Raw genomic sequence first — 17,988 nt, 5'->3', positions numbered from 1 at the left:
CTTATTCGTTTTTATCGGTTTCCAAAAACATATTGACTACTTCTTTACGGTCGAAGTAATGAGTATGCAATAACTTATGCGCCTTCGGTCCGCAAGGTTCACCCAGGTATTCTTTATATAGTTGCTGAATATATGGGTTTTCATGACTCTTGCGAATCGGTTTGTTTTCGTCCTCATTGTAAAGAGCGGCAGCACGTTTACGCAGAACATCCATTCTACCTTGATGGAACGGCTGACCGCCACCTCCGATACAACCACCCGGACAAGCCATAACTTCGATAACGTGATAAGGTGATTTCCCACTTTTCACTTCTTCTACCAATTTACGGGCATTCCCCAGACCGTGGGCGATACCGATTTTGACAGGGACACCGTCGAAGTTTATCGTTCCGCTACGGATACCTTCCAGTCCTCGTAATTCCTTAAATTCAATTTTTTCCAACGGCTTCCGGGTATATAGCTCGTAGGCCGTACGGCAGGCTGCTTCTATAACACCTCCAGTCGTTCCGAATATAACGCCTGCACCGGTCGATTCACCTAGAGGATGATCGAAATCACTGTCAGGAAGTTCATTGAAGTTGATATTGGCATAACGGATCAAACGAGCCAGTTCGCGGGTATAGATCGATATATCGACATCCGGATTACCTTCGACGGCAAACTCCGGACGGCTGGCTTCATATTTCTTGGCCAAACATGGCATAATGGATACTACAACTACATTTTTACGATCCACTCCTAGTTTTTCTGCAAAATAGCTTTTAGCTATAGCTCCAAACATCTGCTGCGGACTTTTTGCTGTCGACAGGTTGTCGCGTAATTCAGGAAAGTGTTGTTCTACAAAACTCACCCACCCCGGACAACAACTGGTCATCATCGGTATTTTCACCTCCTGATCTCCCGAAAGGTATTTGCCCAGTCTTTGAAGAAGCTCCGTACCTTCTTCCATGATGGTCAGATCGGCGGCAAAGTCGGTATCGAATACATAATCAAAACCTAACTGACGAAGGGCAGATACCATCTTTCCTGTAACCAATGTTCCCGGTTCACAGCCAAAATCACGTCCGAGTGCCGTACGCACTGCCGGAGCAGTTTGTGCGATCACAATCTTGGTCGGATCGGCCAATGCGTCCAGTACCGGCTGCTGGGTATTACGGCCACTAAGTGCATTCACCGGGCAGACTGAAACACACTGCCCGCAATAGGAACAGGTGCTACCGGCTATGTCCCGTTCAAAGGCTGTAGAAACAGCAGCGTTGAATCCACGATGAACAGCAGTCAAAGCACCTACCGTTTGTATGCTGTTACACATGGTTTCGCAACGACGGCACATGATACATTTGTTCATATTCCGCACAATGGAAGGAGAACGGTCGATCTCAAAAGTAGACTGTTCACCCTGATATCTTATTTCACGAATACCGAGGTCGTGAGCGATGGTCTGCAATTCGCAATATCCGTTACTGCTACAGGTAAGGCAACCGGCCGGATGATTGGACAGGATCAGTTCCATCACTGTTTTCCGTGCATTCATTACGCGGGGTGTATGGGTTCTGACCACCATTCCTTCCGTACATTCCATCTTACAGGACGGGGCCAGGTTGCGGCGTCCCTCGATCTCCACCACACAGATACGGCAAGCTCCGGGGTTGTTTTCGTAATTCAAATCTTCGAGTTTCATGTGGCAAAGTGTCGGGATACGGATTCCCATGCTCTTTGCTGCGTCGAGAATGGTTGTCCCTTTGAGGACTTCCACTTCTCTGTTATCTATTGTTAGTTTTATCTTTTCCATATTCTTCTCTGTCAACTGTCAATTATCCACTGTCAACTTATTTAGTGTACATAAATAGCATCGAACTTGCATTTCTCTATACATGATCCGCAACGGATACAAATTTCCGAGTCGATCGTATGAGGTACTTTCCGGCTACCAGTGATAGCATGTACCGGACAGATGCGGGCACACATGGTACAACCTTTACATTTCTCCGGATTGATAAAGTACTGGGTCAGTTCGCGGCACTGGTGAGAAGGACAGCGTTGTTCGTCGACATGTGCCAGATATTCATCGTAAAAGTTATCCATGGTAGAAAGAACAGGGTTGGGTGATGTTTGTCCCAAACCGCATAAAGCAGTATCTTTTATTACCATAGCGAGGTTACGCAGTTTATCCAGATCTTCGATGTTCCCTCTACCCGAAGTTATCTTCTGCAGCATTTCATGCAAACGTTTATTTCCGATACGGCAAGGGGCACATTTGCCACACGACTCTTCTACCGTGAAATCGAGATAGAACTTGGCCATTGCTACCATGCAATCGTCTTCGTCCATCACGATCATTCCACCCGATCCCATCATGGAACCGGCTGCGATCAGATTGTCATAGTCGATCGGTAGATCCAGATGCTTCTCTGTCAGGCAGCCACCGGAAGGGCCACCGGTTTGTACAGCTTTGAATTTCTTTCCGTCTTTTATTCCTCCTCCGATACCGAATATTACTTCGCGCAGTGTCGTTCCCATCGGAACTTCAATCAGTCCGACGTTGTTCACTTTGCCGGCCAGGGCAAAAACTTTCGTGCCTTTGCTCTTTTCCGTACCTATGCTGCTGAACCATTTGGCTCCTTTCAGCAGGATAACGGGAATATTGGCGTAAGTCTCTACGTTGTTCACGTTCGTCGGACAACCTTTATAACCACTTTCACTGGGGAAAGGAGGTTTGACCGTGGCTTCCCCACGCAATCCTTCCATACTATGGATCAGTGCCGTCTCTTCTCCGCAGACGAAAGCACCGGCACCATAACGTATCTGAATATCAAAAGAAAAGTCTGTACCGAAAATGTTATCACCCAAGAATCCGTAATCCTTCGCCTGGTCTATAGCAATCTTCAGACGCTCTACTGCCAATGGATATTCGGCACGGATATAGACAAGTCCTTTGCTGGCACCGGTACAATATCCGTTGATTGCCATTGCTTCGACAATAGAGTGCGGATCGCCTTCCAGGATGGAGCGGTCCATGAACGCTCCCGGATCGCCTTCGTCGGCATTACAGACTACATATTTCTGTGGTGCCTGTACTTTACGGGTAATCTGCCATTTCAATCCGGTAGGGAAACCACCACCGCCTCTGCCTCGCAAACCACTATCCATAATCTCTTTGATCACTTCTTCAGGTGTCATTTCGGTCAGCGCTTTCCCCAGGGCGATGTAACCGTCACGAGCAATATATTCATCTATATTTTCAGGGTTGATGAAACCACAGTTACGTAAGGCTATACGTAACTGTTTTTTATAAAAATTGATATGTTTGGAGTCGAGTATCAGTTCGTTCGTTTCCGGGTTTACATAGAGTAAACGCTCTACTTTACGACCTTTTATCAGATGTTCATTGACGATATCATCCGCATCTTCGGGAGTAACCTGCACGTAAAAAGTATTATCCGGGATCAGTTTTACAACCGGACCTTTCTCACAAAAGCCGAAACAGCCTGTCCGGATCACCTGTACACTTTCCTGTAATCCGTTTTGCCTGACCGCCTCTTTCAGGTTTTGTAGTATAAGTTCGCTCTGTGATGCACGGCAGCCTGTACCGCCGCACACCAGGATATAGTTGCTATATTGTGCCATTATGTAAGAATTTGTATTGGTTTTTATTCTGGGCCAACCGAGTTATAGTTGACAGGTATAATGTCGTCTATCAGAATACCCTGTTTGATATAACTGGTTATGATCTCGTCTACTTTGGTTTTATTGACGCGACCAAATACGATCGGTTCTTTGCCGGGGACTGTGATCTCGACAGTAGGCTCCGCGTAGCAATATCCCATACAACCAGTTTGAGTCACTAGGGCATCTACACGTTCCCGATCGAGGGCTTCAATAAAATAGCTCATTACTTCTTTGGCTCCGGCAGCAATACCACAGGTTGCCATAGCGACCTTAATCTGAACCATTTGCTCGGGATTATTACTTTTCTCGCGTAAATCAAGAGAGGTACGTAAGGATTCACGCATCTTCCGCAGGTCATCTAACGTTTTTACTTTGTTCATCATCGTACACATTTAAGGCATTATTACCACATGGGTATGACACAAACATACGTATTTCTGTTTGATTTACGGGCGTGTTTTGTTCTAAAAAAACAAAAGATTTATTTGTCTTCAACAGCTCGCGTTTGAAGAACTTTGGAGTTTGGTGGGACACTATGAGTTAACCAAATATTACCCCCTATCACCGAACCTTTTCCGATCGTGATACGACCGAGAATAGATGCATTGGAGTAGATAGTAACATAATCTTCAATGATCGGATGACGGGGAACATCGATAGGTAGTCCTTCTTCATCCAACGTAAAGTTTTTGGCTCCTAAAGTGACTCCCTGATATAGACGGACGTGGTTACCGATAATAGCAGTTTGTCCCACAACAATACCCGTACCATGATCGATACTGAAATATTCTCCTATCTGTGCTCCCGGATGAATATCGATACCAGTCTCGGAATGGGCCATCTCAGTTATAATACGCGGCAGAACAGGTACACCCAGCTTTAATAACTCATGAGCTACCCGTTGATGAAGGATTGCATGTACGGCGGGATAACAGAAAATTATTTCACTAAGGCTCTTCGCCGCCGGATCTCCATCCAGTATAGCCTTTACATCTGTAGAAAGCAAATACTTTATATGAGGAATTTTATTTATAAAATCAATCGCTATCCGGGAAGCGCGATCTTTCGAGTCGCAACAACGATCCACTTCAAAACACAGTCCATTGTATATCTGTTCCTGTAACAGATCGTATATTTTCTCCAGATATACACCTGTATAATATTGGATTGAATCTACCTGTGCCTCTTGCTCCGATCCAAAGAATCCCGGAAAGATCACTTTCCGTAGCAATAACATCACCTCCCGAAGAGAATGCACGGAAGGTGATGGCTTCTGATGCAGCGGAATATATTTATACTCCGGCAGATCGGAAGCCGATAAACGTTCAACGTTTTTTTGTATCTGGTTTAAAATATCAGTTCTGTTCATCTTATTTCTGTTCTTGTGGTACATCCCACAAAGGATCATAAATCTTCAAATAAGAATAGTAATAATTGATCAGGAAAATGTATATAGTATCATCCAACAGGAATATCCTATAATCGACAGGTGGGTTATCCAGTTTTCTAGGGAAGCTGGACATTTTTGACCACTCTTTCGTTGCTAAACTAAAACGCCAGATAATGCCAGCATTATCTATATAGTATAAACAATCCTTGAACAAAATACCAGAACTAACATTTCCCATACCGGTCGGTGCATCAGCCAGCTCAGCCCAATCCTCCCAGTTACCAGAGGTATTAAGCCACAATCCCCGTTCATATGAATTATCTTTAGAGATACTTCCCAAACCAACAAATACACTATCTCCGGAAGTGATAGAAACTCCAGACTTTATAGGGACTGGAAAATTACCGCATCCAATCCATTCTTTATTGACCATATCATAACGATATATAGTGTCCTGCACTTCCATACTGCTTTTACTTTCAGGAACCGTTACAGCTCTTTCACCTCCAATCAAAATGATTGAATCTTTATAAACAAAGCTAGTAGGGAAAATACATTCCATTTTGCTATCCATTGAAGCAAATGAAGACCAAGAATTATTCTCGTAAGTATATAATTCTGTAAACCATTTTGAATTTGTCCTTCCCCCGACAGAATAAACATGATCATCCTGGGTACAGACAGAAGCTCCATACACATTTTCATTGTAAGAAGACAATGCTGCCCATTTGTTCACACTCGGACTATAACCGTATAGTTCTTTAATATATCCGGTACCAGAATATCCTCCCAGAATATATATCTGACTGTTTACACAGAAGGTAGAAAATTCAACACGCCCTGACCCGGGGAAAGTAGCCAAATCTTCTCCAAAGATGGAAGGGGTAGTAAATTTTTGAATCTCATTACTTGGAGCCGAACCGGATTCATTGGTCGCATAAGCTCTGACATAATATTCCTTTCCTCCTTTTATATTCTCAAGAGTAACGGTAAACTTATTATTTTCATCCAGATCAGTAGTCTTAAACTCCTTTTTCCCTTCATAGTTTTCCGGACCAGGAGTTTTGGTAGATGAAGAATAATAAACAGCTAATTCACTCACAGGCGTTTTTCCTTCACTTTGCAGTTCCCCACCAATCGTAACAACTCCGGCACTTATGACATAAGTGGAAGATTCATTGAGAAATATGGTCGGAAGGTCTCTCTTTGTCACCACTCTGATCGTATCATTACTATACCGTGTTCCGAAAGCGTTGGTTGCATAAGCAATCACATAGTAGTTTGTTGCAGCACTCAGATTTTTGATCGTAGCTTCGAAGAAATTATCAGCATCCAATGAGAGGGCCCTGACCGTATCGTCTTGTTCAATATTGGGCCTTCCTGGAGTTCTATTATCTGTCCCCCAACAAAAGCCGAACTCTTTCACTGCAGAATCTCCTTCACAAACCAGTTCCGCTCTTAAAATTGCATAATCATATCCTGCATCTTCCTTAAGACTGATACTTCCTAATTGAGGAAGACCATCTTTTGTTGTGAATTTCACTTTGCCATCAGAACTAAATGTTCCGAATTTATTCTTTGCATAGGCTTCCACGAAATATTCAGTATTAGGCTCCAATCCTTCAATTGTATATACTAAAACACTATCATCCCGAAGTTCTACACCCTTTTCCTTATTAAATGTTGTATCTTTTTCAGCATTAAATAAACGGAAACCATAATCTTCATATTCTCCCTCTCCTTTTTCAGCAATGATGCCTTTTACATTCACAGAAGTGGCATTAATAGCTTCATCCTCTATTGTCGTTGTCTTTACTCGACCAGTTCCACGATTTGTATTAACCTTAATTGTATCTCCATAACTGGTACCAACACCATTAATTGCATAAGGACATATCATGTAAGTTGCACCATCTATCAGTTGGTCCATAGTTAAACTATATGTTCCTTTGCCTTCTTTTTCCTTATCAGTTTCTTTTTGAATATTAGTACTGTTCTCCTCCCAATATTGGAATCCACGTTCAGTAACCGGAGACCCATTTTCTTTCTTTATAGTAGCTTTAGCAACAATCGTTGTTGCCGTCTTTGTAATATCATCTCCACTAAATTTTTCAAACTCCGGTTTCAATGCATTCTGTAATCCGGTATTCATATCCGGATCTTCCAAACAACCTGATAATAGTAAAGAAAATATAGTTAATAAGAAGTATAATTGTTTCATAATCTTATCAGTTAAAAGAATAAACCTAAACCTGCATTCAGATCCACATATTTAAAATTCAAGGTATTACATCCGGCACTAACAAATATTGAACCGAACTTTACCATAAAGTCTAAATCAGCGATCACACCTTCATACGAATGATCAATATTCTTTGCCCAATACGTATTTTTTATATTGATATCATCCCAACTGGTAGCATTATATTCACACAACAACTCCCGCTTCCCATATCCTAAACCGACAGAAGTATACAACCACGGCGTACATTTAACAACAAGACCGGCAGAAGCTGTTAAGCAGTTTACTTTTTTCTTATTGGTAAACTTTAAAGCTGTATTTTCCGGATAACTGATAAACTCATCTGTTCCTTTACATTTATCCGTATAATTATCAAATGACATATTCGTCCTGAACCGTGCATACCAACCGAACCTTTCTCCTACGCCACCTACAGTTAAGCCGTAAGGAGCCTCGATAGAGAATGCATAACCAACAAAAAATTTCATGGGTTCTCTGGGCTTTTTCTCCTGGTGGGGGATATAAGTTATCGATTCCACCGGTCTGCGAAGTTCTTCCAAGCGATTACTCCAACTTCTGGCACGTTCTTCATTTGCCAAAGTACCTATTCCTTCTTTATAATAAAGGATCAGTTGCGATATGGCAGTCGAATCGCTATCTATTGTAGCTTTATCTCTCAGACAGTCGAAACACTTACTCATCAGGCTACGCATAGACGGACGCATCTTTTTATTGAGCTTCCAGATAGTAGTCAATTGCTCTATGCTGTATGAATCACACTGCATAACGCCTTCTTCATACCACATTGTCGCATTCCTGTAATCCTGGCGCTTCATTGCTTCATCGCCTTTCTTGTTATATTCTGTATATTGTTGTGCCATTATATAACCCGGCAATACAACAAATAAGATAAGTATCCAAAGTCTCTTCATAAAAACATTAATAATAATCTGGTAAACGTTCACTGATCATTACACCTTCGGTATTATAAATATCGAACAATTCATCTTCCCTGACAAACGCTCCATATCCTTGCTGTGTCCGGTATGCCGCCAAATATTTGCATTTGACCCGTTCTCTTGCATTGGCATCAATGGCTCCGTACTTCTTCGTATCCTTTTTCTGAACGATCATAAGATCACCAAATGGTTTTATTTCTTCATATTGTGCTTTTCTACCGGCAAGGAGTATTTCCTCCTCTTTGACTTTACATTTTCCTATAAGGTCAATAAGTTCATCCGTCGTTTTGAGCTTTGCAGCCTTACTGAAAGCAAGACCTGCTTCCGAAATTTCTTCCGTAGCTTTTGCAAAATCGGCTGCACCATTGGAAACCTGTGCGTCCGCCATTTTACTTTTACCGGAAGTAATCAATGTTTCAAACTCCGCATTGATCTCTTCTTCCGAAGGAACTGATGGTGTAACAACTGTTTTCTCAATATCTTTTACCGTTGGCTCCTTTGGAGGTTTCGCCGTATCTGTTCGTGAAGTCGTAACTTCAGACTTAACAGCGGGTTTCTCTTGCGAAGTCTGCCGGTTATCGACATTTTTCTCATCAGAACCATTTCTGGGTTCTTCTTCAGCAACTGCCGACGTATTGTTCTTTTCAATAATATCAGTAGCTACCGTTTCAGAGACCGGATCGCTATTTCCTTTCGGAGCAGCATTCAGAACTTCAACAACAGGAGGTACAGGTTTATTTCGTTGTACCAACAGCACCCATGCAGAAGCTATACTTGCAAATATAATAATAAGTAAAGATATTAACGTTACTTTTCTTTTTTTCTTTTTAGGTATTGAAGGCTGATCGACATTATTCAATACCGTTTCATCTCCTTCATCCGTCTTGGATTGGGGTAAACGTGTTGTAAATAAAATCGTCGTTTCATCTTCCTCAAAATATTCCGGAGAAGATATATCTTTTTTTATTTCCTCTTCCTCCGCTTCTGGGAAGTCCAAAGCTACCAACATCTCCGACACCGATTGAAAACGGTCAGCAGGAACAATTTCCATTGCCTTGATTATTGCAGCTTCTGTCTTGGAAGAAATAGCCGGATTTAATTCTCTAGGAACTGGCAACGGACGGGTTGCACGGAGAATAGATTCTGTCGGTATCTTGCCGGTCAACAGGTTATACATAGTTGCGCCCAGGGAATAAATATCCGGGCATGGCGAAAAATTTTGTGTACCCTCATTATCATACTGCTCTATAGAGGCAAAACCTTTCGATAAAGTCAGCATGGTCGTACTTGTCTCCTGCTGTTCAATATCATATCGTTTACTCACACCAAAATCGATCAGGCGTGCTTTCCCACTTTGGTCGATCAGTATATTACTCGGTTTTATATCCAGATGGAGAACATTTTTCTCGTGAACGAACTGAAGAGCCTCTCCTATCTGATGCACATATCTGAGCACCCTCGCTTCCGGCAAGACGCCTTCCTTGTCCATCATATATTTCAAACTATTACCGGAAATATACTCCATAGCAATATAGGCCGTGTTATTTTCTTCAAACACTTCCAATACATTGACAATATGAGGGTGATGAACATCCGATAATATCTTAGCCTCTTTAATCAGTTTCTCTTTAAACTTCTCAAAAAGCGCCCTTCCTGTTTCTGAATGAACTTTAACTTCAAAAGAATCAGGATCTCTATAACAGTAATCTTTAAAAAAATATTCTTTTACACATATAGGAACTTCTGTTTTGATCGTTCCCAATGGTCCTTTAACCTCAGTAAACCAGACGCCTTTGTAAGTTATACCAAAGCCGCCCTGACCAACTACATGAGTAAGCCGATATTTTCTATTTTGAAGAAGATGTCCGTTTGGCAAATTCATAACTTATTGCGTATCTCTTTTTAATCTGCCAAAATTACGTTATTTATATAAAAGAATAAAGGAAAGAGAGAATATTTTGTTTTATTCCGATAGATTCACCAACGTTTTGAACCGGTAAAATATAAAAAGAAAAGTTATCCCTGGTCTTCCCGCAACAGGATGCCATAATGGCATCTTTTATATCTTCCGGGTTATTATGGGTTGAGAAAATATAAGAAAGGTCCTCATTTTTCAACCGTTCCAATACACCATCCGTACACATGAAAAAATAATCGCCAGCCTGTATATCTTTTAACAGGATCACATCTGCTTCCGTCGGATGTTCCGTACTTTGTATGGCACGAACAATAACATTTTTTTGCGGATGGGTCGATGCTTCTTCCTTAGTTATCTTTCCCAATTTGACAAGTGAATTGACTAACGAGTGGTCTTCAGTCTGATAAAGGATCTCTCCCTGGCGGAATTGATAAATCCGGCTGTCCCCAACATGCGCTAATGTCACACCGGATGTCCCAACTGAAACCATCGTCAGTGTCGTAGCCATACCTTTGGCCTCCGGATGGGTATTTACGTAATCGTCGAAACGAGCTTCTGTATATCTGATAGCTTTATTTATAAATTCTTCTGATGGTTCATCGTCCAGGAATGTAGAAAAGAAAGTCTGGAAAGATTCACAAGCCAGCGAACTGGCAATCTCTCCTTTCTCTGATCCGCCGACACCATCGCAAACCAGAAATAATTTCTGATTGGAATTAACCATTTCCGGTAACGGATAGATTGAATCCTCGTTGTTTTGTCTACCGCCTTTTTCACAAACGGCCCAAGGCTTGCCAATCGTTATATTCATAGCACGAACAGATTTTATTCATTAAAGCGAAGAACAGTATGCCCGATAACGATCTCGTCATTATTCTTCAGCACCACTACTTCTCCATTTTCAAGGTAATTGCTATTATATAACGTATGGTTTTTACTATTATTGTCAGAAAGATAATGTTTATACCCTCCTTTTGGGTCTTTTTTAACTTCTATTCGTATATGTTCCCGGCTCATTGATTTATCGGCCGTCAGAATCCCTATAGTAGCATTCGATGCATTGGATTTTCGACCGATGACTGCAATACCTTCATAGAGGGGAAAAGATTGTTCGGGGGTAACGGCATCGCCAACAACCAAAAGCTGACCTGTACTGTTTGAAACGGGATGGACCAGGATTGTATCCTGATCACAATCTGCTCCTTGCTTTCCCAGTTGAAGCAAAGAGACAGGAATCGATTGTTTACACTTCGGACATTTAAAAGAAGTGAGATCGAGGGGAAGTTTCCCCTCGTCTACCTTTAATCCTACGTGACAATGTGGACACTTGACTGAAATCATAACATGAACGATATATCAGCTCCGTCAATATCAGTAGAGAAAGCGTCATGTACATCTGTGTCAGACAATATTATAGTGTCATCAGATAATGTAATAAAATCTGAAACATCCATATTATCATCATCAATCATAACGATACCAGATAAATCGTTTTCCCCATCCACATCTACTACTACCGCATCACTAAATACGGAGTCGTCACTGTCTAGTGTAACGAATGTGTATTCCTCCTCTTGCATACTGGTTTGAATTAAAATTATTCTTTCTGGAAACAAAAGTAGAAAAAGTAACGGATTAAATTAACATGTAATTTCCTCTTATAATCAAAGGTTTGGGTTTTATGTACAAACTGTCCGCTTTTGAGATACGAAACAACTTATTCGCTGACCCACTTTGCTTTACAGGAAGAAACCGGGCATTGCTTTCTGTTCCTCAGGGATTCCCAAGGTATTTCTCCCAAAAAAGTACCGCATTTGGGACATACATAGTCTATTTTAAATTGATTTGCAATGTCTTGCAACTGTTGAGGTGTCTTGGATGCCTGTTTGGCTCCCATATAAATACCGACGGTAGGAGCACAAATTGTAATGAAAAGACTTATCCCTAAAAACTCAGGACTCCCTTTACCTAAAAAACCGATCACAACACCTATTATACCGGGTAAAGCAAAAGGAAGGGATTGAAATAATCTGGTTTTAAACTGATTAGCCGACTGTATCTTCACTTTTGCTTGAACATAATCATCATACACTTTCTTTAAAGCGGCAAATTCTTCGCTATAGTCATTATTATACTTCAGCGCTTCAGACAAATTCAGGACATAGCCTGTTCCCAAAATGATCTTATCTGTCGGTGTAACACGTTTTTTGACGATCTGTGAACCATTAACAAAAGTTCCGTTGGTAGAGCCGAGATCTTCTAACAACCAACAGCCATGATCCTCACGCATCAGACAAGCATGGTGTCTGCTAACATGAGGATCATTCACTATAAAATCATTATCTTCAGCTTTACCGATTTTAATTTTCATCTTTTAATTCCTTTGGTTCTTCCGGTTTGCCCATCTCCTTTTCCAGCGATTCTTTTAGCACTTTCAAAGGATCTTTAGATATTATAAGCTCTCTGGGTTTGCCCTCTTCCGTCAACAATAATAGTTTTTGCTTAGGTAAATTGATCTGCAGAATATGATTTTTATTGATGATATGACTTTTTCCAACTCTCATTAATATCTTGTTGCATCCTGCCACCTGCTTTTCTAATATCTCTTCTATTTTACCGATATTAATTGCAAACGTAAACTGGATTCCATTGGATAATAGTAATTTAGTGTAATTTCTATCAGCTTCAAAATAGAGTATCTGCCCTATCTTTATTCGTAACAACTCATCCCTCGTCTTAATTATTAAATACCGCTCCATACGTTGATATTGTTTTTTTAATTTTCATCGAGTAACAAATATACGGTATTTTATCTTTATTCCGGCTATATTTTACAAAGAAATATAAATGTAAAGGGAAAGCCGTGCTGATAAAATTCCTCTTTTATTCTTGAATATTAAGAAGTTCGATAAAAATAAGTTATCTATTAAATTTCAATAGCTCACCCCATACCTGGCCTAAGCTGGAAACTTCTCATTGAATATTTGGCATCAACCGGACACCAGACATGACCTGTTTAATATAAAAAAAGGGTATTCCATTACAGAACACCCTTCTCCATTTAAGGTATAAAACCTCAATTCGATTAATTCTTCATTTTTTGATTAATTGCACGAACTAAACGCGTCTGAATTTTCATTAACGTAGCAACATCTTCATTTTCGAAATCAATATCAGAAATTTTCACTTTCTGTTCTACAACTTCTTCTGTTTCTTTTTTAGAACCATTTTCAATGTCATTAACCAGCTCGTCTAGTTGAGCTTTAATTTTCCCGATCCTTTTTGAATAATTTACTTTTCGTGCCATATAAATTTTTCTACATTTATGAATAATAAAAAATCATTAATACAAAAGTAATTATATTTTGAGAATAATGAAATAAATGATATAGAATACGAACTATTTTAAAACGAATTAAGAAGGATATCCCAAAAGAATACCCTTCTTAATTACTTTATTTACATTTTATGTTAATCTTCGATCGCAGCTTGTGCGGCAGCGATACGAGCGATAGGCACGCGGAACGGAGAACAAGATACATAATTCAGTCCTACTTTATGACAGAACTTCACTGAAGAAGGTTCACCGCCATGCTCACCACAAATACCACATTTCAGATCCGGGCGGATTGCACGTCCTTTTTCTGTTGCCATCCGAACCAGCTGGCCTACTCCATTCTGGTCTAATACCTGGAACGGGTCTACTTTCAGGATCTTCTTTTCCAGATAGATCGGTAAGAAAGAGGCAATATCGTCACGTGAATAGCCGAATGTCATCTGAGTAAGGTCATTTGTTCCGAATGAGAAGAACTCAGCAGAAGAAGCGATACGATCAGCAGTCAAAGCAGCACGAGGAATTTCGATCATTGTACCTACCTTAAAGTCGATACGGTCTCCTACTTCGGCAAATAACTTTTCTGCGGCATCACGGATTACTTTTTCCTGTTCTTTGAATTCGTATAAGATACCTGTCAGAGGAACCATAATTTCCGGTTTAGCTACGATACCTTCTTTCTTCAATTCCAGCGCAGCACCTAAGATAGCGCGTGTCTGCATTTCTGTAATTTCAGGATATGTATTACCCAGACGGCAACCACGGTGGCCCAACATCGGGTTATGTTCGCAAAGCGATTCTACACGCTGCTGGATTTCCTTTACAGAAATACCCATTGTTTCTGCCATTTCTTCCTGACCTTTCAGATCGTGAGGAACGAACTCGTGCAAAGGAGGATCGAGCAAACGAACAGTGACAGGCAGATCATGCATAGCTTTGAAAATACCCTTAAAGTCAGCCTGCTGATAAGGCAGGATCTTCTTCAATGCATTCTTACGTCCTTCAGCATCTTCTGCCAGGATCATTTCACGCATGGCTTTGATCTTTTCACCTTCAAAGAACATATGTTCCGTACGGCATAATCCGATACCACTTGCACCGAATGCACGGGCAATTTCAGCATCATGCGGAGTATCTGCATTGGTACGAACCTGCAATTTGGTGTATTTGTCGGCCAACTTCATCAGTTCTGCGAAATCGTCAGAAAGTTCAGCTGCAGTTGTTTCAATTTTGCCTTCGAATATTTCACCGGTAGAACCGTTGATAGACAGGAAGTCACCTTCTTTCAGCGTAATACCTCCTACCTCTATCGTTTTCTTCTTATAATCGATATTCAAACCGCCAGCACCTGACACACAGCATTTACCCATACCACGGGCAACTACAGCAGCATGAGAGGTCATACCACCACGAGCTGTCAGGATACCTTCAGCCACAGCCATACCAGCCAGGTCCTCAGGAGAAGTTTCGATACGAACCAATACCACGTTCTTTCCGGCAGCATGCCATTCGGCAGCGTCATCCGCAAAGAATACGATCTGGCCTGTCGCAGCACCCGGAGATGCAGGCAAACCTTTTACCAATACTTTCGCTTTCTTCAAAGCTGATTTGTTAAATACCGGGTGAAGCAATTCATCCAGTTTATTCGGTTCGATGCGTTTCAAAGCTGTCTTTTCATCGATCATTCCCTGATGCAACAGATCGATAGCGATCTTCACCATAGCAGAACCGGTACGTTTACCGTTACGTGTCTGAAGGAACCAAAGTTTGCCTTCCTGTACGGTAAATTCCATATCCTGCATGTCGCGGTAATGATTTTCCAGTTTTGTCTGCAGTGCATCCAGTTCCTTATAGATTTCCGGCATTGCTTCTTCCATTGAAGGGAATTTAGCAGCTCTTTCTTCTTCCGGAATACCGGCACGTTCAGCCCAGCGCTGTGAACCGATCTTCGTGATCTGCTGCGGAGTACGGATACCGGCAACAACGTCTTCACCCTGTGCATTGATCAGGTATTCACCGTTGAATAAGTCTTCACCGTTACCGGCGTCACGAGAGAAACATACACCTGTAGCAGATGTATCACCCATGTTACCGAATACCATCGCCTGAACAGAAACAGCTGTTCCCCATTCTGCCGGAATACCTTCCATCTGGCGGTACAGGATAGCACGTTCGTTCATCCAGGAGTTGAATACGGCACAGACTGCACCCCACAATTGTTCGTAGGCACAAGTCGGGAAGTCGCTTCCTGTTTGTTTCTTAACAGCGGCTTTGAACTTTGTCACCAATGTTTTCAGGTCGTCGACAGTCAGTTCGTTGTCCAGCTTCACCCCTTTGGCTTCTTTCACCTCTTCGATGATCGCTTCGAACGGATCGATGTCTTCCTTACTGGTCGGTTTCATACCCAGAACCACATCACCATACATTTGTACAAAACGGCGATAAGAGTCCCATGCAAAACGAGCGTTGCCTGTTTTACGTGTCAACCCTTCTACTACCTCGTCGTTCAATCCCAGGTTCAGGATGGTATCCATCATACCCGGCATAGAAGCACGTGCTCCGGAACGGACAGAAACCAACAGCGGGTTTTCCACATCTCCGAACTTGGAGTTCATTAACGTTTCTATGTTAGCAATAGCTTTTTCAACGTCCGACTTCAGTAATTCTACCACTTTGTCTTTGCCCAGTTCATAATATTCCGAGCAAACTTCTGTTGTAATTGTAAATCCCGGAGGAACCGGAACACCAATTAAATTCATTTCGGCAAGGTTTGCACCTTTACCACCCAGCAGATTTCTCATATCTGCTTTACCTTCGGCTTTTCCATTTCCGAATGTGTAGACTCTTTTTCTTTCCATATGTCAGACTGTAAATATATGTTTATTAGATTTCAGTTTTGCTATCTCTACATTGCAATGCTGCAAATATATGCTATTTAGAAGTACACAGGATACAGAAAGTTAAAGATTTTTATATGTTTTAGAACTATTCTTTACTATTCGTATCAGCTAAATATGTACATTTGCGTGGCGAAAATTTTAAACACAGATAAAATTGGCAAGAAATAAGAAGCAGTTACCCTTGCTTGAAAAGGTAACAATTACAGACGTAGCCGCTGAAGGTAAGGCGATTGCACGTGTAAATGAGAAAGTAGTGTTTGTTCCTTTTGTCGCTCCCGGCGATGTAGTAGACATCCAACTTACCCGTAAAAAGAATAGTTATGCCGAAGGGAAGGCTGTACACTTCCACGAATACTCTACAGAACGAGCCACTCCGTTTTGCGAACATTTCGGCGTATGCGGTGGTTGCAAATGGCAACATCTCCCCTATGAAGCCCAGTTAAGATACAAACATAAGCAGGTTATAGACAACCTTACCCGCATCGGAAAGATCGAGATGGAAGAGGTTTTGCCTATATTAGGTTCCGAACGTACCACCTTCTACCGGAATAAACTCGAATTCACCTTCTCCAATAAGAAATGGCTGACGGAAGAAGAAGTGAAGTCAGGAGCCACTTTCGATTGTATGAACGCTGTCGGTTTCCATATCCCGGGAATGTTCGACAAGGTATTGGATATACACAAATGCTGGTTGCAGAATGATATTTCCAACCGCATCCGTCTTTGTATCAAAGAGTATTGCTTGTCACACGAAGGCTATCCTTTCTTCGATCTAAGGAACCAGGAAGGGTTTATCCGTACATTGATGATCCGTACCGCTTCAACGGGCGACCTGATGGTGGTAGTCGTATTCTTCCACGAAGATAAGGAACGCCGCGAAGCCTTGCTCTCGCATGTGGCAGAACAATTTCCGGAGATCACCTCTTTATTATATGTAATAAACGAGAAATGCAACGATACGATCACCGACCAGGATGTTCTTGTGTTCCGTGGCAAAGACCATATCATTGAAGAGATGGAAGGGCTGCAATTCAAAGTGGGTCCCAAATCTTTCTACCAGACGAACAGTGAACAGGCTTACAACTTATATAAGGTAGCCCGCGAGTTTGCCGGACTGACCGGCAATGAAATGGTGTACGACCTTTATACGGGAACCGGAACGATCGCCAACTTCGTTTCACGCCAGGCAAAGAAAGTAATCGGTATCGAATACGTGCCCGAAGCTATCGAAGATGCCAAAATCAATTCTGCCCTGAACAAAATCGACAACACATTATTCTATGCCGGTGACATGAAAGATATCCTTACGGCAGATTTCATAAACCAACATGGCCGTCCGGATGTTATTATTACCGATCCGCCTCGTGCCGGAATGCATGATGATGTAATCAACACCATCCTTTTTGCCGAACCGAAGCGTATCGTATATGTAAGTTGTAACCCGGCAACACAGGCCCGCGATTTAAGCCTGCTTAGCGTGAAGTATAATGTGAAGAAGGTACGCCCCGTAGATATGTTCCCACATACACATCACGTGGAAAATGTTGTCTTACTGGAAAAGAAAGAATAACATATA

15 protein-coding genes are annotated in these 17,988 nt (G+C 41.6%); 1 reads left to right on the top strand and 14 read right to left on the bottom strand.

Annotated elements, in window-relative coordinates; genetic code table 11:
- Position 1: 1 nt before the first annotated feature.
- From IEY67_RS04345 to ppdK, 14 genes are all read right to left on the bottom strand, one after another.
- Positions 2-1,792 (bottom strand): NADH-dependent [FeFe] hydrogenase, group A6, encoded by a 1,791-nt coding sequence (locus IEY67_RS04345; RefSeq protein ID WP_183669961.1) that lies wholly within the window; start codon positions 1,790-1,792, stop codon positions 2-4.
- A 41-nt stretch (positions 1,793-1,833) separates the two neighbouring features.
- A complete protein-coding gene (locus IEY67_RS04340; protein ID WP_122373068.1) occupies positions 1,834-3,627 on the bottom strand; it encodes an NADH-ubiquinone oxidoreductase-F iron-sulfur binding region domain-containing protein in 1,794 nt (597 codons plus the stop codon).
- Between the two features lie 23 nt (positions 3,628-3,650).
- Positions 3,651-4,049, bottom strand: coding sequence for a (2Fe-2S) ferredoxin domain-containing protein (locus tag IEY67_RS04335; protein ID WP_122373467.1), 399 nt, complete (start codon positions 4,047-4,049; stop codon positions 3,651-3,653).
- Between the two features lie 101 nt (positions 4,050-4,150).
- A complete protein-coding gene (locus tag IEY67_RS04330) occupies positions 4,151-5,038 on the bottom strand; it encodes a serine O-acetyltransferase (protein WP_122352807.1) in 888 nt (295 codons plus the stop codon).
- A gap of 1 nt (position 5,039) precedes the next feature.
- A complete protein-coding gene (locus tag IEY67_RS04325) occupies positions 5,040-7,280 on the bottom strand; it encodes a Kelch repeat-containing protein (RefSeq protein WP_122373067.1) in 2,241 nt (746 codons plus the stop codon).
- An 11-nt stretch (positions 7,281-7,291) separates the two neighbouring features.
- Positions 7,292-8,233, bottom strand: a complete 942-nt coding sequence (locus IEY67_RS04320) for a hypothetical protein (RefSeq protein ID WP_122373066.1) — start codon at positions 8,231-8,233, stop codon at positions 7,292-7,294.
- A 7-nt stretch (positions 8,234-8,240) separates the two neighbouring features.
- Entirely contained in the window at positions 8,241-10,142 is a 1,902-nt protein-coding gene (locus IEY67_RS04315) for a serine/threonine protein kinase (RefSeq protein WP_183669959.1), read from the bottom strand.
- 43 nt (positions 10,143-10,185) lie between these two features.
- Positions 10,186-10,989: a PP2C family protein-serine/threonine phosphatase gene (locus IEY67_RS04310; RefSeq protein ID WP_122352804.1), complete on the bottom strand. Its 804-nt coding sequence runs from the start codon at positions 10,987-10,989 to the stop codon at positions 10,186-10,188.
- A 14-nt stretch (positions 10,990-11,003) separates the two neighbouring features.
- The gene (locus IEY67_RS04305) at positions 11,004-11,519 is read right to left on the bottom strand and encodes an FHA domain-containing protein (RefSeq protein ID WP_183669957.1); all 516 of its coding nucleotides are present in this window, start codon (positions 11,517-11,519) and stop codon (positions 11,004-11,006) included.
- Entirely contained in the window at positions 11,516-11,758 is a 243-nt protein-coding gene (locus IEY67_RS04300; protein WP_122352802.1) for a hypothetical protein, read from the bottom strand. The genes IEY67_RS04305 and IEY67_RS04300 overlap by 4 nt, the downstream gene beginning before the upstream one ends.
- Positions 11,759-11,895: 137 nt before the next feature.
- Positions 11,896-12,549 (bottom strand): FHA domain-containing protein, encoded by a 654-nt coding sequence (locus IEY67_RS04295; protein WP_122352801.1) that lies wholly within the window; start codon positions 12,547-12,549, stop codon positions 11,896-11,898.
- Positions 12,539-12,937, bottom strand: coding sequence for a LytTR family DNA-binding domain-containing protein (locus IEY67_RS04290; protein WP_122352800.1), 399 nt, complete (start codon positions 12,935-12,937; stop codon positions 12,539-12,541). The genes IEY67_RS04295 and IEY67_RS04290 overlap by 11 nt, the downstream gene beginning before the upstream one ends.
- A 326-nt stretch (positions 12,938-13,263) precedes the next feature.
- Positions 13,264-13,485, bottom strand: a complete 222-nt coding sequence (locus IEY67_RS04285) for a hypothetical protein (protein WP_122352799.1) — start codon at positions 13,483-13,485, stop codon at positions 13,264-13,266.
- A 164-nt stretch (positions 13,486-13,649) separates the two neighbouring features.
- Positions 13,650-16,370: a pyruvate, phosphate dikinase gene (gene ppdK, locus IEY67_RS04280; RefSeq protein WP_122352798.1), complete on the bottom strand. Its 2,721-nt coding sequence runs from the start codon at positions 16,368-16,370 to the stop codon at positions 13,650-13,652.
- 196 nt (positions 16,371-16,566) lie between these two features.
- Here ppdK and rlmD point away from each other — a divergent pair, with 196 nt between their 5' ends.
- Positions 16,567-17,982, top strand: coding sequence for a 23S rRNA (uracil(1939)-C(5))-methyltransferase RlmD (rlmD, locus tag IEY67_RS04275; protein WP_183669955.1), 1,416 nt, complete (start codon positions 16,567-16,569; stop codon positions 17,980-17,982).
- The last annotated feature ends 6 nt before the right edge of the window (positions 17,983-17,988 follow it).

This window comes from Parabacteroides faecis (genome assembly GCF_014647375.1).
Classification (GTDB): domain Bacteria; phylum Bacteroidota; class Bacteroidia; order Bacteroidales; family Tannerellaceae; genus Parabacteroides; species Parabacteroides faecis.
This window is presented reverse-complemented; position numbering and strand designations above follow the sequence as displayed.

Excerpts from the sequence above, each read along its gene's own strand:
- IEY67_RS04290 (WP_122352800.1), bottom strand. The coding sequence starts at position 12,937 with ATGGAGCGGTATTTAATAATTAAGACGAGGGATGAGTTGTTACGAATA.
- IEY67_RS04325 (WP_122373067.1), bottom strand. The coding sequence starts at position 7,280 with ATGAAACAATTATACTTCTTATTAACTATATTTTCTTTACTATTATCA.
- IEY67_RS04305 (WP_183669957.1), bottom strand. The coding sequence starts at position 11,519 with ATGATTTCAGTCAAGTGTCCACATTGTCACGTAGGATTAAAGGTAGAC.
- IEY67_RS04300 (WP_122352802.1), bottom strand. The coding sequence starts at position 11,758 with ATGCAAGAGGAGGAATACACATTCGTTACACTAGACAGTGACGACTCC.
- IEY67_RS04285 (WP_122352799.1), bottom strand. The coding sequence starts at position 13,485 with ATGGCACGAAAAGTAAATTATTCAAAAAGGATCGGGAAAATTAAAGCT.
- IEY67_RS04295 (WP_122352801.1), bottom strand. The coding sequence starts at position 12,549 with ATGAAAATTAAAATCGGTAAAGCTGAAGATAATGATTTTATAGTGAAT.
- ppdK (WP_122352798.1), bottom strand. The coding sequence starts at position 16,370 with ATGGAAAGAAAAAGAGTCTACACATTCGGAAATGGAAAAGCCGAAGGT.
- IEY67_RS04315 (WP_183669959.1), bottom strand. The coding sequence starts at position 10,142 with ATGAATTTGCCAAACGGACATCTTCTTCAAAATAGAAAATATCGGCTT.
- IEY67_RS04345 (WP_183669961.1), bottom strand. The coding sequence starts at position 1,792 with ATGGAAAAGATAAAACTAACAATAGATAACAGAGAAGTGGAAGTCCTC.
- IEY67_RS04335 (WP_122373467.1), bottom strand. The coding sequence starts at position 4,049 with ATGAACAAAGTAAAAACGTTAGATGACCTGCGGAAGATGCGTGAATCC.
- IEY67_RS04330 (WP_122352807.1), bottom strand. The coding sequence starts at position 5,038 with ATGAACAGAACTGATATTTTAAACCAGATACAAAAAAACGTTGAACGT.
- IEY67_RS04320 (WP_122373066.1), bottom strand. The coding sequence starts at position 8,233 with ATGAAGAGACTTTGGATACTTATCTTATTTGTTGTATTGCCGGGTTAT.
- IEY67_RS04310 (WP_122352804.1), bottom strand. The coding sequence starts at position 10,989 with ATGAATATAACGATTGGCAAGCCTTGGGCCGTTTGTGAAAAAGGCGGT.
- IEY67_RS04340 (WP_122373068.1), bottom strand. The coding sequence starts at position 3,627 with ATGGCACAATATAGCAACTATATCCTGGTGTGCGGCGGTACAGGCTGC.